The sequence below is a fragment of the Streptomyces aquilus genome (assembly GCF_003955715.1).
Classification (GTDB): Bacteria; Actinomycetota; Actinomycetes; order Streptomycetales; family Streptomycetaceae; genus Streptomyces; species Streptomyces aquilus.
The window spans coordinates 5,238,502-5,257,517 of sequence record NZ_CP034463.1; the positions used below are offsets into that span (position 1 = coordinate 5,238,502).

Here is a 19,016-nt window from a genome sequence, read left to right on the forward strand (position 1 = left end):
GCTGCGCCGGTTCAGGCGCCGGACGCGGCCTTCGCGGCGATGTCCGTGCGGTGCTGGGAGCCGTCGAGGTGGATGCGGCCGACGGCGGTGTACGCGCGGTCGCGGGCCTCGTGGAGGTCCTTGCCGGTCGCGGTGACGGACAGGACGCGGCCGCCCGCGCTGACCACGGCGTCGCCGTCGTGCCGGGTGCCCGCGTGCAGGACGTAGGCGTGCGGGGCGTCCTCGGCGGCCACCGCGTCCAGGCCCGTGATCGGGTCGCCGGTGCGCGGGGTGCCGGGGTAGTTGTGCGAGGCGATGACCACGGTGACCGCGGCGTCCTCGCTCCAGCGCAGCGGCGGCAGGTCGGCGAGGTCGCCCTTGGCGGCGGCCAGCAGCAGGCCGGCGAGGGGGGTCTTCAGACGGGCCAGGACCACCTGGGTCTCGGGGTCGCCGAAGCGGGCGTTGAACTCGATGACGCGGACACCGCGCGAGGTGATCGCGAGACCGGCGTAGAGGAGCCCGGAGAAGGGGGTGCCGCGCCGGCGCATCTCGTCGACGGTCGGCTGGAGGACGGTGTCGAGGACCTCCTCGACCAGCTTCGGGTCCGCCCACGGCAGCGGGGAGTACGCGCCCATGCCGCCGGTGTTGGGACCCTCGTCGCCGTCCAGCGCGCGCTTGAAGTCCTGGGCGGGCTGGAGGGGGACGACGGTCTCGCCGTCGGTGACGGCGAAGAGGGAGACCTCGGGGCCGTCGAGGAACTCCTCGATGACGACGCGGTCGCAGGCGTTGGCGTGCGCCTTGGCGGCCGCCAGGTCCGGGGTGACGACGACGCCCTTGCCGGCGGCGAGGCCGTCGTCCTTGACCACGTACGGAGCGCCGAAGGCGTCGAGGGCCTCGTCGACCTCCTCGGGTGTCGTGCAGACGTAGGAGCGGGCGGTCGGCACTCCGGCGCCGGCCATCACGTCCTTGGCGAAGGCCTTGGAGCCCTCGAGCTGCGCGGCCTCCTTGGAGGGGCCGAAGACCGGGATGCCCAGCTCGCGCACGGCGTCGGCGACACCGGCGACGAGCGGTGCCTCCGGGCCTACGACGACCAGCTCGGCGTCGAGCTCACCGGCCAGCGCGGCGACGGCCTTGCCGTCCAGGGCGTCGACCTGGTGCAGCTCGGCGACCTCGGCGATGCCGGCGTTGCCGGGGGCGCAGTACAGCGCGGTGACGTCGGGGTCGAGGGACAGGGAGCGGCACAGGGCGTGTTCGCGGGCGCCGCTGCCGATGACGAGGACCTTCACGGGGTTCAGGGTAACCGGCGCAGAGGGTGCGGCTTTGTGCGGGTTGCCGAGGGGAGGGGCGTGAGGGGCCTGTACGTTCCTCTGAATTCTTGCCCGGTCCCTTCTTGCCCGACCCCTTCTTGCCCGGCGTCGAGGTCGGCGGCCCTAGGTGCGTGCTGCCGACTTGCCGTTCGCGGCCCTACTCGTTCGTGAACTCCTCCACCACCGTCGCCCCCAGCTCCCGCACGATCAGTTCACGGCCGGAGAGGGCCGACTCGTTGAGGTCGGGGTCGTCGTCCTCCGGGATGTCGTCCTCGGGGGCGACCGGGGGCGGTTCCGGGGCGGAGGGCCGGGGTGCCGGGGTGGGGGATGCCGACGGAGGAGGTGTCGACGGGGTCGGGGCGGCGGGGGCCGCGGGGGTGGGCTGGGGGGACTGCGGGCGTTGCGCGGGGGCGGCCGGGGTGCCGTACGTGCTGGGGGCGCCGCCACCGCCGTAGCCGCCGTTGAAGTTCTGTGCGCCGCCGGTCGGCGCCGGTGCCGAGCCGCCCGACGCGTCGACGATCGCCTCGATCTTCCACTGGACGCCGAACTGTTCGCCCAGCGCCTGCTTCAGGACGTCCTCGCTGCCGCTGCTGACGAAGTTGTCACGGGCGCCGGCGTTGACGAAGCCGAGTTGGAGGGTGGTGCCGTCGAAGCCGGCCACCTGGGCGTTCTGACTGAGCAGGATCCAGGTGAAACGGCGGCGGTTCTTGACGGCCTCCAGGATGTTCGGCCAGAGCATGCGGGGGTCGAGGCCGCCGGCCGGGGGTGCGTAGGCCGCCGCGGCCGCGGGGGGTGCGGACTGCGGGGCGGGTGCCGGAGCGGCGGTGGGCTGGGGTGCCGCGGGGGCGCCGGCGCCGGGCGCGGCCGCGGGGGGCTGGCCGCCGCCGCCCGCCGGGGTGGCCGTGGGCCAGCCGCCGGGGCGCCGGCCGCCACCGGCGGGGGTGGCGGTGGGCCAGGCGCCGGGGGCGGACGTGCCGGTGGAGGCAGGGGCGGTGGGCTGGGCGGTGGGCGCGGAAGCGGCCGGGGGCTCTTGAGCCGGTGGCTGGACCGGCGGCGCCGATGGTGCGGAGGGGGCGGGCTGAGCTGCCGGGACGGGCTGACCCGGGTGGCCCGGGTGGCCCGGGTGGCCCGGCTGCCCATGTTGGCCCTGCTGCACGGGGTGCCCCTGCTGCACCGGCTGGCCCGCGGGCCCTCCCGCTCCGGCTCCCGTTCCCGCTGCTCCCGCTCCCACGGGCCCAGCGCCTACGCCTCCCCCACCGCCTCGTACCGCCGCTCGCGCCGCCGCCGCGCCGCCGCCGGGCGGGATCGGTGCGGCAGCCGCGGGGGCGGGGGCTTGGGCGTGGGCGTCGGGGCCGGGGACGTAGCCCATCGCGGGTGCGCCCAGGCCACCGGAGGCGTTGCCGCCGGAGAAGTTGACGCCTCGCTCCAGGCGGTCGAGGCGGGCCATCACGGACCGTTCGTCGCCGTAGGCGGCGGGCAGCAGTACGCGGGCGCAGATCAGCTCGAGTTGCAGCCGGGGAGACGTGGCGCCCCGCATCTCGGTGAGGCCCTCGTTGACGAGGTCGGCGGCGCGGCTGAGCTCCGCCGGTCCGAAGGTGCCTGCCTGGGCCTGCATCCGTTCCAGGACGTCGGCGGGGGCGTCGATGAGCCCCGTCTCGGTGGCGTCCGGGACGGCGGCGAGGATCACGAGGTCACGGAGGCGCTCCAGCAGGTCCGCGACGAAGCGACGCGGGTCGTTGCCGCCCTCGATGACCCGGTCCACGACCTCGAAGGCGGCGGCGCCGTCACCGGTGGCGAAGGCCTCGACTACGGAGTCCAGGAGCGAGGCGTCCGTGTAGCCGAGGAGGGAGGTGGCCATGGCGTAGGTCACACCCTCCTCCCGGGCGCCGGCGAGGAGCTGGTCCATGACGGACATGGAGTCACGCACGGAACCCTGGCCGGCACGGACGACGAGCGGGAGCACGCCCTCCTCGACCGGGATGCCCTCCTTGCCGCACACCTCACCGAGGTACTCGCGCAGCGTCCCCGGCGGCACGAGCCGGAAGGGGTAGTGATGGGTCCGGGACCGGATCGTCCCGATGACCTTCTCGGGCTCGGTGGTGGCGAAGATGAACTTGAGGTGCTCCGGGGGCTCCTCGACGACCTTCAGCAGCGCGTTGAAGCCCGCCGACGTGACCATGTGGGCCTCGTCGATGATGTAGATCTTGTACCGGCTGCCGGCGGGGCCGAAGAAGGCCTTCTCACGCAGGTCACGGGCGTCGTCCACACCACCGTGGGACGCGGCGTCGATCTCGATGACGTCGATGGAACCCGGGCCGTTCCTGGCCAGGTCCCGGCAGGACTGGCACTCGCCGCACGGGGTCGGCGTGGGACCTTGCTCACAGTTCAGACAGCGGGCCAGGATGCGCGCGCTCGTCGTCTTGCCGCAACCGCGCGGACCGCTGAACAGGTACGCGTGATTGACCCGGTTGTTCCGCAGCGCCTGCTGCAACGGGTCGGTGACATGCTCCTGCCCGATGACCTCGGCGAACGACTCCGGGCGATAGCGGCGGTACAGCGCGAGAGACGACACGCATACGAGGTTATAGGCGCCCACTGACAACCCGGGCCCCGCGGAGGCTCCACCCGCCCCGGAAACGCAAGCGCCCCCCACGCACCCGCCAGAGCCGACCTACCCTTGCTGCCTTCCGGCCCTGGGGGAGTTCAGTCAGATAGCGCCGCGTGAGGGGCTGCCCAAACAGTACCCGATGGCCGGGGGTGGGAACGAGTTCGCGAGCACTCCTCAACGTCTTGTATTGTTTGCGGCGGAGGATTCGCCTAGAGGCCTAGGGCGCACGCTTGGAAAGCGTGTTGGGGGCAACCCCTCACGAGTTCGAATCTCGTATCCTCCGCCAGCCAAGAGGGCCGGACCATGAAAGTGGTCCGGCCCTCTGGCGTTCAGCTGGCACGCGTACTCGTCCCGCGTCCACGGCGTGGTGCCCGCGTAGGACTCGGGGCCGGACCGTTAAAGCGGTCCGGCTCGCCGACGGCTGTGGGGCTCGGCCGGGTCAGGTCGCCGATGCCGGTGCCGGTGCTGATTCCTGTCCCTGTCCCTGAACCTGACCCTGTTCCTGTTCCTGTTCCTGACCCTGTCCCTGTTCTGGGCGGCGTTGGGTCGGCAGGGAGATGTCCTGGCGCTCCCAGGCCCTGGTGGTGCGGAGGTAGCCGTAGATGACGGAACCCATCGCCAGCAGGATCAGCGGGCCGTACAGCCACGGAAGGCGGGCCAGTTCTGTCGGGAGGTAGCGGTACGACAGGAGGAGGGCCGTGAAGATGATCGTGCCGTAGGTGACCAGGTGGGTCGCCGAGCGGTCCCAGCCGCGGGCCTGGGCGCGCAGGGCCGCCTCGATCGTGAGCGTGAAGACCACGCCGGCGACGAGGTCGGTGCCGTAGTGCCAGCCGAAGCCGAGGGTCGCCGCGAGGGTGGCGATCAGCCAGAACGTGCCCGCCCAGCGCAGCACGCGCGGGCCCCGGCGGGAGTGGATGAAGATCGCGGTGGCCCAGGCCGTGTGCAGGCTCGGCATGCAGTTGCGCGGGGTGAGCTCGTCGAACGGGATCGCGTGCGGGTCCGTGAGCGGGGGTGGTGTGTTCGGCCAGAAGTCGCCCACCGACCACTGCGCGGTGGCGGGCGTGTGGGTCCACAGGCCGACCGGCTGCCAGTGCTCGATGCCCGTGCCGTAGGCGAAGATCGGGCCGACCACCGGGAAGATCATGTAGATGCCCGGTCCGAGCAGGCCGATGACCAGGAACGTGCGCACCAGGTGGTGGCGCGGGAAGCGCCGCTCGGCCGCCACGTTGCGCAGCCCGTACAGGGAGACGACGACGGCGGCCACGGCGAGCTGGCCGTAGACCAGGTCGAGGACGTGGGCGCCGAGCGGGCCGGTGGCCTTGAGCATGCGGCCCGCCACCCAGGACGGGTCGCCCAGCGCGCGGTCGGCGACCGCGAGGTACGGGTCGAGGACCGTCGGGCGGGCCTTGGCGGTGATGAGCAGCCAGGTGTCGCCCGTCTTACGGCCGGCCACCAGGAGCAGCGCGAGGCCCACGCCCTTCAGCAGCAGGACGCGTTCGGCGCCGGTACGGCGGGTCAGCGCGATGACCCCGTAGCCCAGGACGACCCACAGCGCGCCGTTGCCGAACGGGTGGCCGCCGTGCAGGCCGGTGCCCGTCGCCCAGCGCACCAGCAGCAGAACGGCGTCGATACCGAGGGCGACACCGAGTGCGCGGAAGCGCTCCCGCCGGGTGAGCACCACCATCATCAGCGCCATGGCGCCGTACAGCAGGAAGCCCGACTTGGGCGGCAGGATCACCTCCTTGACCTGGGTCGTCAGCGGTCCCGGCAGGCCGTAGTGGCGTGCCGTGAGCTCCATCGCGATGAGGAAACCGAGGGTCACCGCACCGGCCGCGGTCCACAGGATCGTCTGTGGACGGCGCCACGCGGCGGACGTGGTTCTTCGTCGTATTCGCGGGAGCGGGTGGTCCCGCGGCTCTCCAGGTATCAATGGGCCGGCCGATTTCTTGGACGTGGTGCGGGCGGACGGGGGTGCGGGCGGACGTCGGACGGGCGTCGTGCGGTGTTGGGCCGCCGCTCATCGTAAGTTCAAAGACCCCCACCCTTCAGAGGGCCCAGCCCGGAAACCGGTTCGATTCCGCCGCGTCCGTGCGGTCGCTCACGTCAGATTCAGGCCACCGTCCAGCACGATCACCTCGCCGGTGAGGTAGCTGCCGGCGATCAGGGCGGCCACCAGGTCGGCCACGTCGGCGGGCCGGGCGGGGCGGTGCATCGGGGCGCGTTCGCGCCAGAGTTGGTGGGCCTCGGCCCAGTCCCTCGTCATCGGGGTGTCCACCAGACCGGGCGCCACCGCGTTGACCCGGACCTCCGGCCCGAGCGCGGCGGCGAGGAGGCGGGTGACGTGGTTCAGCGCGGCCTTGCTCGCCGCGTACGGGACGGACGAGCCCTTGGGGCGCACCCCGGCGTGGCTGGTGATGTTCACCACGCTGCCGCCGCCGGGTGCCTCGCGGAGCGCCGGGAGCGCCTCCGTGCACAGCACCCAGGGGGCGATCAGGTTGACCTCCAGCAGCCGGCGCCAGTCCGCCGGGGTCGCGGCGGCCAGGTCGGCGTGCGGGACGGGCCAGCTGATGCCCGCGTTGTTCACCAGGACGTCGAGGCGGCCGAGGCGGTCGAGGGCGGTCCCCACCAGGGCCCGCGTCTCGTCCTCGACCTCCAGGTCCGCCCGTACGTACGTCCCGCCGAGCTCCGCCGCCAGGGCCTCGCCGGCGTCGGTGCTGCGCCGCGAGTGCACGACGACCCGCATCCCGTCCCCGGCCAGCCGCCGGGCCACGGCCTCGCCGATGCCGGACGTGGAGCCGGTGACCAGGGCCACGGGGCAGTCCTGTGCTGCTGCTGTTCCCATGCGGGTGGATCCTGCCATCGGCGCCGGGCGGCTGCTCGGGCCGGTGGACCGCCGCCGGGGTCCGGCGGGTCCGTCACTTGCCCTCGGCCAGGGTGTGCGCCACCAGCGCGTTCGCGTGGCCGTGGCCCAGGCCGTGCTCCGTCTTGAGCCAGGTGACGAGCTGCATGTGCCGGGTCAGCGGGGAGCTGCGGATCAGTTCCACCCATTCCTCGATCGGGCGGCCGTACTTCTTCTCGATGGAGGGGAAGTAGCTGGCGGGGCCCTTCACCGGCTCGGTCATGTGACTCACGTCCTTTCGTGCCGTCGGTGTCGCCTTCCATGACCGTGGCCGACGGCGGAACTCATCGGTGGGTCACCGGTCGTCTCCGCCCAGCAGTCGGCGGGTTGTCGCCACGCCCCACTGGTCCAGCGACAGCAGCCGGTCGCTCGACGCCATCAGGCCGCCGGTCGCCTCGACGTGTGCCGCCCAGCGTTCGCGGGTCTCCACGGCCGGGCGGGCCATCAGGCAGTCGGGGTCGTTGACCCAGAGGCGGCCGTGCTGCCACTGGCGTCCGGTGCCGGTGAACTCGGCCGGGTCCTGGCCGGGTTGGCTGTAGTCGTCGGCCTCGGGGCGGCGGTGCGGGGCCGTGTCCGGGCTGACCCGCATGGCGTCGAAGAGGCCGATGGAGGGGAGGATCGGGGCGCCGCAGCCCAGGAGGTAGGCGTCCTCGCCGATCGCCGCACGGATGAGGCGTATGCCGTCCCGGTACGCCGTGAGCGCGTCCGTGCCGGAGTGCCGCACGCCCTCCAGCGCGTCCACCTCGGAGTGCCCGCCCTCCCGCGCGTCCACCGACGCGTGCCGCACGCCCTCCAGCGCCCCCGCATACAGGAAGTCGACCTTGAAGTAGTCGTAGCCCTCGGCGCGCAAGGTCCGGAACACCGACGTCAGGTACTCCGCCGCCTCGGGGTGGGTCGTGTCCAGGACGCTCAGGTCGTGGCCCCAGTTGCGGCCGGCGTGCAGGAAGCCGCCGGCGGGGTCCTTCACCAGCCAGTCGGGGTGTTCGGCGGCCAGGTCGCTCGCCGGGTCGACCAGGAAGGGGGCCGTCCAGATGCCGGCCCGGCGTCCCCGGGCGCGGATGGTGTCGGCGATGCCCGCGCGGGAGCGGAAGCGGCCGGAGAGGGTGAGCCAGTCGCCGAGGGCCTTCTGGTAGCCGTCGTCGATCTGGACGACCTCGATGGGCAGGTCGAGGGTGTCCATCGCGCGCAGGTTCTCGTGGATGTCGTCCTCGGTGACCTCGGTGAAGTACTCGTACCAGGAGCACCAGACGGTGGGCGCCGGGCGGGGCGGCCGGACGGCGAGGGACGCGGCCCACTCCTCCAGTACCGCCTGGATGCCGGTCCCCGTCCACTCCTTCACCGGGCCGTCGGCGCTCACCTGGGCGACGGCTCCGTCCACGACGAGCCTGATGGACGGGACCTCGCGGACCGGGTCGGGGGCCGCCCAGAGGCGGACCGGGGTGCCGTCGCCGGGGTCCAGGGCCAGCAGCCCCTCGCCCTGGAAGGTGCCCTCCGGGACGGTGACGCCGGGGCGGTAGCAGACGGTCGCCCAGTTGGCGTTGGCCGGGCGGTACGGCTTGTCGCCGAGGGCGTAGCTGCCGCTGGGGCTCCAGGACTGCCAGCCCTCCTCGTGGACACGGGCGCCGGCCGGGTCCACGGGCACGGAGGCGACCGGGGTGAAGGCGTGGGACACGGTGGTTCTCTTTCGGTTGTGCAGGGCCGAGATGATCGGCATGTTCTCACCGGTGGAGATGAGGACGATGGCCCAGCGTGTTCCCGAAGCAGTGCGGCAGGTCGGCAGGTCCGGCCGTCGGACGCCCTGCCGGTGACCGGCTACCCGATCTCGACCTTGTTCGTCTCGCTGACCTGGTCGGTCTCGGAGATCCGCACGGTCGTCCGCATCGTCCAGGTCCCGGCGATGGGCAGGGTGAAGTCGCTGGTGCCCCAGTAGCCGCCCTGGTCGGTGAGCCGGGCGTCGAGGGGGCCGATGTCCTGGGACGGCAGGGTGAAGGTCAGCCGCAGCTCGGGGACGGTCGCGAAACCGCCGTCGGCGCCGTAGACGATCGCCTGCACCTGGTTCTGGCCGACCCGGCCCGGGTCGAGGGTGATCTGCACGGTGCCGCGTCCGGCGGGGCCCATGTCGAAGGGCACGTTCGTGACCGAGGCGACGGGCAGTCCGCCGCCCGGGGTCGCCGTGGCCGCATCCTCCGCCGCCCGCCCGGGCAGCGTGCCGGTCAGCACGGTCGTGAGGACCAGCACCACGACACCCACGGTGATCTCGACGGCCACGGACCGCCGCAGCCCGCGCCGGTACCCGTCGTCGCCGGGGGCGTCCGCGGTCTTCTCGGGCGCGGGCAGCGGCGGCCCGCCCACCGGCTCGGGCACCCGCTCCCGCTCCTTTACGACGCTCTCGGCGTCCACCGTGACCAGCCGTGCCGTCCACTGCCGTGACAGCCCGGCCGCGCCGAGCAGCACGAGCACCGCCGCGAGCTTGAAGAGCAGGAGACGGCCGTACGACGTCCCCGTCAGCGCCGCCCAGGAGCCGAGGCCGCGCCAGGACTGGTAGACGCCGGTCACGACCAGGACGGTCACACAGGCGAAGGCGAGGCGGGAGAAGCGGGCGACCGTGGCGGCCTCGACGACGGGGGCCCGGTACAGGGTGGTGACCAGGGCGGTGAGGCCGCCCAGCCAGGCCGCCATCGCGAGGACGTGCAGCACGGAGGCGGTCATCGCCACCGGCACCTGGATCCCGGCGGAGGCGTGCTCACCGGCGGCCCAGGTGAGGGCGAGGGCGACGGCGAGGACACCGCCGGCGATCCGGGTGCCCTTGGCGCTCCACGCCTTGCGCACCCAGCGCAGGTACAGCGCGGTGAGCGCGAGCAGCGCCAGCCGGGCGAGGAGGACCTGCCCGGGACGGGTCGTCAGCGTCCGGTCGAAGCCGTCGAGGGCCGGGGCCGTGCCCGTCTCGTACGAGGCCCGCAGCAGCAGCTGGGCGACGGTCGCGGCGGCCAGGATCCCCCAGCCCGCCCACAGCAGCCGGGGCAGCACGGTCGCGTCCGCGGGGCGGCAGGCGGCGAGGAAGACGGCCGTGCCGATGAGGAGGGCGGCGGCGAGATAGGCGAGATAGCGGGCGATGTTGTAGAGCGTGGCCGTCGTCGGGTTCTCCACCGGGCCGGGGTCCACGACCGCCGAGGTGACCGAGGGCTTGCCCACCGAGAACGTGAACGCGCCCGACACCGGGTGGCTGTCCGCCGAGACGACCCGCCAGGCCACGGTGAAGGTGCCCTCGCCGAGACCCTTCGCGGGCAGCGTCACGCGGGCCGTGTCGGAGCGGCCCGGCACATGCTCGGGTTCGCCGGTGCGGACCCGCCGGTTGTCCGGGTCCAGGACGCGGAAGGAGTCGTCGAGCAGGCCGACGGACTCGGTGAAGGTCAGGGTGAGATGGCGGGGCGCGGACTTGAGGACGCTTCCGTCCTCGGGGTCGCAGGCGCGGAGGGCGGCGTGGGCGGACGCGGGTCCCGCACCGCCGAAGAGGAGCAGGACCAGCACGGTGCCCAGCAGCACCAGCCCTTGAAATCGCCGCCGTCCTCGGCCACCGTCACGCTCCACGTCAGTACTCCGCTCCGTGCCGCCGCTCCGGGACATGTACGTACGCGAGCCGCGGAACACTCACCAGGTCGGGCGCGCCGACACCCCGCCGTCGACGACCAGGTCCTGCCCGGTGATCCAGGAGGCGAGCGGGGAGGCGAGGAAGGCGCAGGCGTCGCCGATGTCCTCGGGGCGGCCCAACCGGCCCAGGGGAGCGGCCTGTTCCCAGCGCCGCACGCCCTCCGGCCAGGCCTCGGCCAGCCCGTCCCGGTCGATCAGGCCCGGGGAGACGCTGTTGACGCGGATGCCGCGCGGCCCGTACTCCAGGGCGGCGGACCGTGCGTGCATGACGACGGCGGCCTTCGCGGCGGAGTAGTGGGCGTGCCCGGCGGCGGGGGCGTGGGCCTCGATCGAGGCGATGTGCGTGACGGACCCGCCCCCCTCCATCGCCTCGGCCGCCGCCTGCGTGCACGCGAACACGCTCGACAGGTTGGCGTCCACGACCTCCCGCCACTCCTCGGCGGTCATCCCGGGCAGCCCCTGGACCGGTTGCACACCCGCGTTGTTGACCAGCGCGTCCAACCGCCCGCCACCCCACTCGGCGGCCTCCCGGACCAGCCGCCGGCACTCCTCCTCGTCCCGCAGCTCGGCCCGCAGCACGACGGCCCGGGCCCCCGTCTCCCGTACCCGCGCCGCCACTTCCTCCGCCGCCGTCACCGACGTACGGCAGTGGACCGCGACCGCCGCCGCGCCCCGTTCGGCGAACCGCAGGGCGATGCCCCGGCCGATGCCGCCGCCCGCGCCGGTAACCAGGGCGACCTGTCCTTCGAGGAGTCTCATGGACGGCACAGTCCCGCGATCCGGTCGGCCTGGGCGGGATAACGCGCCAGCAGCGTCTCCGGGTCGCCGTGCTCGTACCCCCCGTAGGTGAACCCCGGAGCCATCGTGCACCCGAAGAACGTCCAGGCGCCGAGGCTGCGGCCGCCCATCCAGGTGCCGGCGGGGACGGTCAGCTGCACCGACTGTCCGGCGAGGACGTCCGGGCCGAGGACCGCCGTGCGGGACGTGCCGTCGGGGGCGAGCAGGAGCAGTTCCAGGGGGTCGCCGAGGTAGTGGTGCCAGATCTCGTCGGCGGGCAGGCGGTGCAGGGCCGAGTAGTCGTCCGCGGTGAGGAGGGCGACGATGGCCGTGCCCTCCGGGCCGCCGTCCGCGCGCTCGGGCCCCTCCCAGGTGCGGCGGAACAGGCCTCCTTCGCGCGGGATCGGTTCCAGTCCGTAGTGGGCGACGAGGTCATCCGGGGTCACCCGGGGAACACTACCTCCCGGTGCAGGAAGGCCAGTTGGGCATGCTTCTCGGGCAGATACACGTCCGGGAGGTCGATCTCCGGCAGCACGACCCGCTCCCCCGCCACGAACCCCTGCCGCAGGAAGCGGGCGATCGCCTTCTCGTTGCGCACGTCGGGATCGACGACGACCCGGCGACGGTCGAGGACCACCAGGACGTAATGCGCGACGGCGCCCAGCAGCGCCGCCGACCAGCCGGAGCGGGCGCCCGAGGTGGGGTCGGCGGGCCCGAGGAGCAGGTGGACGCCGATGTCGCCGGCCTGCACGGCGTAGCACTCGCTGACCCGGTCGGCCTCGGGCTCGTAGGTCTGGAGCAGGCCGACCGGTTCGCCGTCCTTCTCCAGGAGGTAGGCGTGGTGGGTGTCGAGGGTGTCCATGTGGGCGTAGATGTCGGCCACTTGGTCCTGGGTGAGCCCGTTCATGCCCCAGAAGGCGGCGCGTTCCTCACGGACCCAGCCGTGCACCAGCCCGGCGTCGGCCTCGGCGTCGAGCCGGCGGACGGCGACGGTGCCGAAGCCGTCGACGTCCTGCTGGTGCACATAGAGGTCAGACATCGCTCTCCTTGCTGAGCTGTTCGAAGTCGGTGACGACCGGGACCAGGTCGCCGCCGAGCCACAGGGGCTGTTGATCACGGTGGTGGGGCGAGCCGGGCACCCCGCAGGCGCCGAACGGCACCACCCAGCGGCTGTCCGCACGCCGGGCCAGGTCCCAGACGTACCGCGCGGCGGGTCCGCGCGCGGCCAGGTCGGTCAGCCCCGGGAGCGCCGAGGTGCACAGCACGCAGTCGTGGTCACCGGAGAGCCCCGGTGCGTCGTACGACGGGTCCGGCAGCGCCCGCCACGGCACCAGGCGGTGCGTCTCGCCCCACGTCGTGGCCGACCCCGCCAGGGCCACCTCCTCGACGGCCGCACGCACCTCGGCCGGCCGGTCGATGCCGTACAACTCCTCGGCCCGCAGCAGGTGTTCGAGCGCGTAGCCGATGCGCGGGGTGAGCGCGAGCCAGGGCAGGAGGACCTCCGGGTAGGCGGGCGGGGTGGTGAGCGCGGCGAAGGCGGGGTGCGCGGCGAGCCGTCGTACGAGTGCGGTGCGCACCGCCGCGAACAGCGCCGCGGCCGAACTGTCCGCGTCCATACGGCGGTTCCAGGCGAGGAGGGTCGCCCTGAGCTCGGTGGCCGCCGGGCTCAGGTCCGTGAGGGCCGCCAGGTGGTCCAACAGGGGCCCGGCGGAGGCGAGATGGGTGTCCATGTGGATGGCCGGCATGTCGGCGGCCGTCCACTTCTCCTTCCCGGCGAGCAGTTCGGCGATGCGGTCGGCGCGGTGCGGCGGCGCGAACTCGACGCCGAGCGGTGCGGCCGGGCCGCGCTGGTTGGCCATCACGGCGACGCCGTCGGTGAGGCCGGCGCGGGGCATGTCGTGCCAGCCGGTCCACTCGTGCCCGGCCTCCCAGGCGGGCACCACCCGGGTGCGGTTGGCGGTGGACCGTACCGGCACCCGGCCCGCGACGCGGTGCAGCAGCCCGCCCTCGGTGTCGGCGGCCTGCACGACGTTGACCGGCTCGGCCCACTGGTCGAAGGCCCGGTCGACGTCCGCGATCCGGCGGGCGCGCAGCAGGGGGAGGAGGGTGCTGAAGCCCAGGTCGCCGGTGACCCGGGGCGGGGTGCGCAGGCTGAGGGCGAGCGGGGTGCCGTCGTCGAGGCCTTCCGGGCCGCCGGCGATCACCGGGCCGCGCGCGGTCTCGATGACCTCGACCTCCACCGGTTCCTCGCCCGCGATCGCGATGGTCTCGGTGTGCCGGGAGGCGCGCCGCCATGTCCCGTCCGGGTCGAGGGCTTCCACCCCGGCCCCGGTGCGGCGCAGCTTCTCGCGGTAGAGGTCCTGGTAGTCGGCCATGGCGTTGGTGATGGCCCAGGCGACCGTGCCGGTGTGACCGAAGTGGGCGATGCCGGGGACGCCGGGCACGGCGAGTCCGATGACGTCGAACTCCGGGCAGGACAGGTGGATCTGCTGGTAGACGCCGGGGTCCTCGATGAAGCGGTGCGGGTCGCCGGCGATGACGGCCCGGCCGGTCGCGGTCCGCTCGCCGCTCACCAGCCAGCCGTTGCTGCCGGACGTGCCGGGGCCGTCGGTGGCGAACAGTCCTACGGCCTCCTCCCCGAGGTGCCGGACGGCCTGCTCGCGCCAGAGCTTCGCCGGGAAGCCCGCGAAGAGGACGTGGGTGGCGAGCCAGACGCCGAGCGGGGTCCAGGGCTCCCAGCGGCCGGGGGCGCCGAGCGGGAGTTCGGCGCCGGTGAGGCCTTCGTTGACGCCGTCGACGTACGCCCGTACCCAGTCGGCCGTCTCGGGGTCTTTCACGGAGAGGTCGGCGAAGCAGCGTCTCGCGGTGTCGTCGAGGCGGGCGCGTCTGACGAAGCGGTCCCAGGGGAGGGCGTCGACGCCGAGGACGGCGGCCGAGGTGCCGCGGGCGCGGTGCCGTTCGACCTCCAGCTGCCAGGCGCGGTCGCGGGCGGTGACCAGACCCTGGGCACGGGCGAGTGCGCGCACGCCGTCCGCCCGCAGATGCGGGATGCCCCAGGCATCTCGGTAGATCTCGGCGCTCACTCTGCGGCTCTCCCGTGCTTTAGGTTAGGCTCACCTAAGTATGTCGGGTGGAATCGTACGCGAGGGGTGAAGAGGCGATGGGGCAGGGGCACGGCTGGGAGGGCGCGGTCCTCAGACTGCTGCGCGCGAAGGACTTCGTCCTGACGGTGACCGGCGCCGAGGACGTCACCCCGCACTACCGGCGGCTCCACTTGAGCGACGGCGGCCTGCTCGCCGCGACCGGCGTGCACCCGACGATGTGGGTCCGCCTCTGGTTCTCCGACGCGGGCAAGCCGCACCAGCGGGCGTACACCCTCGTCGACCCGGACCCGGCGGCCGGCACCTTCAGCCTGGAGTTCGCGCTGCACGAGGGCGTGGCCAGCGACTGGGCGCGCGCGGCGAAGCCCGGCGACACGATCGAGGCCACGGTCCACGGCACGGCCTTCGAACACCCCGACCCGGCCCCGACCCATGTCGTCGCGATCGGCGACCCGGCCTCCCTGCCCGCGATCAACTCCCTCCTGGCCGCCCTGGACTCGTCCCCGGCGACGATCTGGTTCGAGGGCGCCCGCGACGGCCTCCCGTTCCGCACGGACGCGTCCCGCCACGACGTCCGGGCCTCCTCCGCGCTCGTCGACGAGGTGAAGAGGGACCTGCCCGACCTCCTCAAGGCCCACCCGGACGCGTACGTCTGGATCGCCTGCGACACCCGCACCACCCGCACCCTCTCCGCCTACGTCCGCAAGGAACTGGGCGTGCCGAAGGACCGGATGCACGCGCTCGGCTACTGGCGGGCGGCCTGACCCGGTACGCGGCATGATCGGGGTCATGGACGTCACCCTGCACCTCGCCCAGGACCCCGAGGCCGACGCACTCCTCGGACGTTCCCCGCTCGCCGCGCTCGTCGGGATGCTGCTGGACCAGCAGGTCCCGATGGAGTGGGCGTTCAAGGGGCCGCGGACGATCGCGGACCGCCTCGGCGGCGACGACCTCGACGCCCACGAGATCGCCGCCCAGGACCCGGAGGCCTTCGCGGCCCTGCTCTCCGAGAAGCCGGCGGTCCACCGCTACCCGGGCTCCATGGCCAAACGCGTCCAGCAGCTGTGCCAGTACCTCGTCGAGCACTACGACGGGAACGCCGAGCTGATCTGGAAGGGCGTGCCGGACGGCCGCGAACTCCTCCGCCGCCTGGAGGAACTCCCCGGCTTCGGCAAGCAGAAGGCCCAGATCTTCCTGGCGCTGCTGGGCAAGCAACTGGGCGTCACCCCGAAGGGCTGGCGGGAGGCCGCGGGCGCGTACGGCGAGGCCGGGTCCTTCCGGTCCGTCGCCGACATCAAGGGCCCCGAGTCCCTGACCAAAGTGCGGGCGCACAAGCAGGAGATGAAGGCCGCGGCCAAGGCGGCGAAGGCCGCCAAGCAGTAACCCGGTCGGCTCAGCCCGCCTCGCACGGCGGCCGCCCGCGGTCCCAGCATGGACCATGACCGAGGCACCGAGCGGCTCCTCCTGGAGCCCGGAGTACGACGACCGCAAGGTCCACGCCCAGCGGCGGACCGCCGAGCCGGAACCCCCCTTCGAGGGCCCCCTCCACGCCCTGTCCAAGGCGGCCTGGCAGGTGGTCCTGATCACCGGCCTCGCCTCCCTCGTCCTCGGCGTCCTCGTGCTGGTCTGGCCGGGCTCCACACTCCTCGCCACCGGCATCCTCTTCGGCGTCTACCTCGTCGTCAGCGGCGTCTTCCAACTGGTCTCCGCCTTCGGCACGCACAGAACGACCGGCCTGCGCGTCCTCGCCTTCATCAGCGGCGCCCTGTCGATCCTGCTGGGCCTGTTCTGCTTCCGCGGCCCCATGCAGTCGATCCTGCTGCTCGCCCTGTGGATCGGCATCGGCTGGCTGATCCGCGGCATCACCCAGACCCTGGCCGCCGCCTCCGACCCGTCGATGCCCGCCCGCGGCTGGCAGGTCTTCCTCGGGATCATCACGTTCGTCGCCGGCATCGTCCTCATCGACTCCCCCTTCGAGTCGGTCGCCGTCCTCACCGTGGTCGGCGGGATCTGGCTGGTCGTCGTGGGCGTCGTCGAGATCGTCACGGCGGTACGGATGCGGGGGCGGGCACGCCGGGTGCCGCGCGAGGTGTGAGCGGGTAACCCGTGCGGGCGGATCTGACGGACGACGCGATGGACCCCGTACTCCCCGGGGCAGACCAGCAATCATGAGCAGCACCCGAACCTGGCTCCGCGCCTTCGTCCTGCTGCTCGCGCTGCTCGTGCCGGTCGCACCCGCCGGGGCGCCCGCCGCCGCCGTGCCGGTCGCGGCCGGTGAGGTCGCCGAGTACGACGTGCTCGACACCGTCCTGCGACCGGCCGACCGGCAACCCGTCGCCCCGCCGCGTCCCGCGCCCCGCGTCGAGCCGGCCTCCCCCGTCGCCTCGGAGGGCACACCGCTCCCTGCGCCGCCGCACCCCTCGTCTCGCCTGCTCGCCCTCCGCACGGTGGTCCTGCGCTGCTGACCGGCCCTCGCGACCGAGGCCGTTTCAGCAGCGAACGCAAGGAGCACGACCACCATGCCCGTCGACCCGTACGCCGTCCTGCGCGCCCTCCTGCGCGCGGAAGCCGCCCGCAGCGCGCCCAAGCCGCAGGTCCCGCAGGTCCCGCAGGCACAGAAGCCGCCGGTGAAGGAAGGGAAGCGCGGCTGAGCCAGTGGCGGAGGCGGGGCCTCCGGGTGACCGGGGTTACCGCCTCCGCTTGGCCGTGCCGAAGATCGAGCGGGTGATCTCACGGCCGATCTGGGTGCCGAGGGAACGCGCGAGGGACTTGAACATGCCGCTGCCGACGACCTGTTCGACGACGGAGGGCTCCTCCTTCGGGGCGGCCTTCTTGGCGGCGGTCTTCTGGGGCGGGGCCGTCTTCATCTCGTCCGGGCCCTTCGCCCCGCGGGACGCGGTCAGCCTCTCGTACGCCGATTCTCTGTCCACAGCCTGTGCGTAACGTCCGTGCAGCGGCGAGGCCCCGACGGCCTCGTCGAGGGCGGTGGGCTCGATCGGGCCCATCAGGGACTCGGGGGCGCGCAGCCGGGTCGCGGCGACGGGGGTGGGGGCGCCCTTCTCACTGAGGACCGTCACCACGGCCTCACCCGTGCCGAGCCCGGTGAGCAGCTCCTCCAGGTCGTACGCCGAGTCGGGGAACGTCTTCACCGTCGCCTTCAACGCCTTCTGGTCGTCCGGAGTGAAGGCCCGCAGCGCGTGCTGCACGCGATTGCCCAACTGGGCGAGGACATCGGACGGTACGTCCTTCGGGGTCTGCGTCACGAAGAAGACGCCGACCCCCTTCGAGCGAATCAGCCGGACGGTCTGCGTGATGGAGTCAAGGAACGCCTTCGAGGCGTCGTGGAAGAGCAGATGCGCCTCGTCGAAGAAGAAGACGAGCTTCGGCTTGTCCGCGTCCCCGACCTCCGGCAGATCGTGGAAGAGGTCGGCGAGGAGCCACATCAGGAACGTCGAGAACAACGCCGGTTTGTCCTGCACGGCGGGCAGTTCGAGGACGGAGACGATGCCGCGCCCGTCGGACGCCGTGCGCATCAGGTCCGCGGTGTCGAACTCCGGCTCACCGAAGAAGTCGGCCATGCCCTGCGCCTCGAAGGCGGTGAGCGAGCGCAGGATCACGCCGGCCGTGGCGGTGGAGAGGCCTCCGATGTTCCTCAGCTCGGGCTTGCCCTCGTCGGAGGTCAGGAAGGTCACGACGGCCCTGAGGTCCTTGAGATCGACGAGTTCGAGCCCCTTCTGGTCGGCGTAGTGGAAGATCAGGCCGAGGGACTGCTCCTGGGTCTGGTTGAGCTGGAGGACCTTGGAGAGCAGCAGCGGGCCGAAGTCGGTGATCGTGGCCCGTACGGGGATGCCGTGGCCGATGCCGCCGAGGGCGTAGAACTCGGCCGGGAAGCCGGTCGCCGCCCACTGCTGATGGACGTCCCGCGCACGTTCCTGGACTTTCTCGTTCGGCCGGCCCGGCGCCGAGATCCCGGACACGTCCCCCTTGATGTCCGCGAGGAACACCGGCACGCCCTGCGCGGAGAGCTGCTCGGCGATCAGCTGGAGCGTCTTGGTCTTGCCGGTGCCGGTGGCGCCCGCGACGAGTCCGTGCCGGTTCAGCATCGGCAGCGGAATCCTGACCTGCGCGTCCGGCAGACACGCCCCGTCCCACAGCAGCGCGCCGAGATCGAGGGCCGGCCCGGCGAAGGCGTACCCGGAGGCGATCTCCAGGGCCTCCTTCGGGAGCGCGGGGGCACTGCCCGGCGCCTCGGGAGCGGTGGCCGGCGGCATGGTCTCGCTGTCACTCATCTCAGGCACCTGTTCCGGTTTGCCCCCGTTTACGGCATCTTTTCCAGCATCACACTCCGTCGCCATGGCTGCGCCCGGAAGGTCTTGACCGGTAGGCTTTCCGTGTGATCTTCAAGCGCATCGGAAACGGCCGGCCGTACCCCGACCACGGCCGGGAAAGCACCCGGCAGTGGGCGGACGTCGCGCCGCGCCCGGTCCGCCTCGATCAGTTGGTGACGACCAAGGGGCAGCTCGACCTGGAAACCCTGCTCGCCGAGGACTCCACGTTCTACGGCGACCTCTTCGCGCACGTCGTGAAGTGGCAGGGCGACCTGTACCTCGAGGACGGGCTGCACCGCGCGGTGCGGGCGGCGCTCCAGCAGCGCCAGGTGCTGCACGCGCGTGTGCTGGAACTGGATTGAGTGACCA

The 19,016-nt window shown here is 72.9% G+C and carries 18 protein-coding genes, 1 tRNA gene and 1 other RNA gene; 7 read left to right on the top strand and 13 right to left on the bottom strand.

Going from position 1 to position 19,016, the window contains the following annotated elements:
* Nucleotides 1–11: 11 nt before the first annotated feature.
* The 3 genes from purD to ffs all read right to left on the bottom strand — a co-directional run bounded on the left by purD (nt 12) and on the right by ffs (nt 4,020).
* Nucleotides 12–1,265, bottom strand: coding sequence for a phosphoribosylamine--glycine ligase (gene purD, locus EJC51_RS23965; RefSeq protein ID WP_126272965.1), 1,254 nt, complete (start codon nt 1,263–1,265; stop codon nt 12–14).
* Nucleotides 1,266–1,443: 178 nt separating this feature from the next.
* Complete coding sequence (locus tag EJC51_RS23970; protein ID WP_126272966.1) at nt 1,444–3,858, bottom strand: DNA polymerase III subunit gamma and tau; 2,415 nt, start codon at nt 3,856–3,858, stop codon at nt 1,444–1,446.
* A gap of 63 nt (nt 3,859–3,921) precedes the next feature.
* An RNA gene (gene ffs, locus EJC51_RS23975) (signal recognition particle sRNA small type) lies at nt 3,922–4,020 on the bottom strand.
* A gap of 72 nt (nt 4,021–4,092) precedes the next feature.
* On the opposite strand from ffs, the gene EJC51_RS23980 reads away from it, so the two are divergent.
* Nucleotides 4,093–4,180, top strand: a tRNA-Ser gene (locus EJC51_RS23980).
* A gap of 153 nt (nt 4,181–4,333) precedes the next feature.
* Here EJC51_RS23980 and EJC51_RS23985 read toward each other — a convergent pair.
* The 9 genes from EJC51_RS23985 to EJC51_RS24025 all read right to left on the bottom strand — a co-directional run bounded on the left by EJC51_RS23985 (nt 4,334) and on the right by EJC51_RS24025 (nt 14,301).
* Nucleotides 4,334–5,692, bottom strand: coding sequence for a phosphatase PAP2 family protein (locus tag EJC51_RS23985; RefSeq protein WP_208870735.1), 1,359 nt, complete (start codon nt 5,690–5,692; stop codon nt 4,334–4,336).
* Between the two features lie 300 nt (nt 5,693–5,992).
* The gene (locus EJC51_RS23990) at nt 5,993–6,736 is read right to left on the bottom strand and encodes an SDR family NAD(P)-dependent oxidoreductase (RefSeq protein ID WP_208870736.1); all 744 of its coding nucleotides are present in this window, start codon (nt 6,734–6,736) and stop codon (nt 5,993–5,995) included.
* A 73-nt stretch (nt 6,737–6,809) separates the two neighbouring features.
* Nucleotides 6,810–7,016 carry a DUF4287 domain-containing protein gene (locus tag EJC51_RS23995; protein ID WP_059194487.1) on the bottom strand — a complete coding sequence of 69 codons (207 nt, stop codon included), beginning with the start codon at nt 7,014–7,016 and terminating at the stop codon, nt 6,810–6,812.
* Between the two features lie 72 nt (nt 7,017–7,088).
* Nucleotides 7,089–8,465 carry a glycoside hydrolase family 36 protein gene (locus EJC51_RS24000; RefSeq protein ID WP_126277108.1) on the bottom strand — a complete coding sequence of 459 codons (1,377 nt, stop codon included), beginning with the start codon at nt 8,463–8,465 and terminating at the stop codon, nt 7,089–7,091.
* A 140-nt stretch (nt 8,466–8,605) separates the two neighbouring features.
* Nucleotides 8,606–10,336 carry a copper resistance CopC/CopD family protein gene (locus EJC51_RS24005; RefSeq protein ID WP_126277109.1) on the bottom strand — a complete coding sequence of 577 codons (1,731 nt, stop codon included), beginning with the start codon at nt 10,334–10,336 and terminating at the stop codon, nt 8,606–8,608.
* A gap of 105 nt (nt 10,337–10,441) precedes the next feature.
* Nucleotides 10,442–11,200 carry an SDR family NAD(P)-dependent oxidoreductase gene (locus EJC51_RS24010; RefSeq protein WP_126272968.1) on the bottom strand — a complete coding sequence of 253 codons (759 nt, stop codon included), beginning with the start codon at nt 11,198–11,200 and terminating at the stop codon, nt 10,442–10,444.
* Entirely contained in the window at nt 11,197–11,664 is a 468-nt protein-coding gene (locus EJC51_RS24015; protein WP_126272969.1) for a cupin domain-containing protein, read from the bottom strand. Before EJC51_RS24015 ends, EJC51_RS24010 begins: the two co-directional genes overlap by 4 nt.
* Nucleotides 11,661–12,257 carry a GNAT family N-acetyltransferase gene (locus tag EJC51_RS24020; protein ID WP_126272970.1) on the bottom strand — a complete coding sequence of 199 codons (597 nt, stop codon included), beginning with the start codon at nt 12,255–12,257 and terminating at the stop codon, nt 11,661–11,663. The genes EJC51_RS24015 and EJC51_RS24020 overlap by 4 nt, the downstream gene beginning before the upstream one ends.
* Nucleotides 12,250–14,301: a penicillin acylase family protein gene (locus EJC51_RS24025; RefSeq protein ID WP_126272971.1), complete on the bottom strand. Its 2,052-nt coding sequence runs from the start codon at nt 14,299–14,301 to the stop codon at nt 12,250–12,252. The genes EJC51_RS24020 and EJC51_RS24025 overlap by 8 nt, the downstream gene beginning before the upstream one ends.
* Before the next feature lie 77 nt (nt 14,302–14,378).
* Here EJC51_RS24025 and EJC51_RS24030 point away from each other — a divergent pair, with 77 nt between their 5' ends.
* The 5 genes from EJC51_RS24030 (at nt 14,379) to EJC51_RS49210 (ending at nt 16,970) form a co-directional block, all read left to right on the top strand.
* The gene (locus EJC51_RS24030) at nt 14,379–15,083 is read left to right on the top strand and encodes a siderophore-interacting protein (RefSeq protein WP_126272972.1); all 705 of its coding nucleotides are present in this window, start codon (nt 14,379–14,381) and stop codon (nt 15,081–15,083) included.
* 25 nt (nt 15,084–15,108) lie between these two features.
* Nucleotides 15,109–15,702, top strand: coding sequence for an HhH-GPD-type base excision DNA repair protein (locus EJC51_RS24035; RefSeq protein ID WP_126272973.1), 594 nt, complete (start codon nt 15,109–15,111; stop codon nt 15,700–15,702).
* Between the two features lie 55 nt (nt 15,703–15,757).
* Nucleotides 15,758–16,414 carry an HdeD family acid-resistance protein gene (locus EJC51_RS24040; protein WP_126272974.1) on the top strand — a complete coding sequence of 219 codons (657 nt, stop codon included), beginning with the start codon at nt 15,758–15,760 and terminating at the stop codon, nt 16,412–16,414.
* Between the two features lie 73 nt (nt 16,415–16,487).
* Entirely contained in the window at nt 16,488–16,784 is a 297-nt protein-coding gene (locus EJC51_RS24045; protein ID WP_126272975.1) for a hypothetical protein, read from the top strand.
* A gap of 54 nt (nt 16,785–16,838) precedes the next feature.
* Nucleotides 16,839–16,970 (top strand): hypothetical protein, encoded by a 132-nt coding sequence (locus EJC51_RS49210; protein ID WP_279631354.1) that lies wholly within the window; start codon nt 16,839–16,841, stop codon nt 16,968–16,970.
* A gap of 36 nt (nt 16,971–17,006) precedes the next feature.
* On the opposite strand, the gene EJC51_RS24050 is transcribed toward EJC51_RS49210, so the two are convergent.
* Nucleotides 17,007–18,608: a helicase HerA-like domain-containing protein gene (locus EJC51_RS24050; RefSeq protein ID WP_126272976.1), complete on the bottom strand. Its 1,602-nt coding sequence runs from the start codon at nt 18,606–18,608 to the stop codon at nt 17,007–17,009.
* Between the two features lie 104 nt (nt 18,609–18,712).
* Between EJC51_RS24050 and EJC51_RS24055 the strand changes: the two genes are divergently transcribed.
* Nucleotides 18,713–19,009, top strand: coding sequence for a type II toxin-antitoxin system VapB family antitoxin (locus EJC51_RS24055; protein WP_003999914.1), 297 nt, complete (start codon nt 18,713–18,715; stop codon nt 19,007–19,009).
* Nucleotides 19,010–19,016 lie beyond the last annotated feature (7 nt).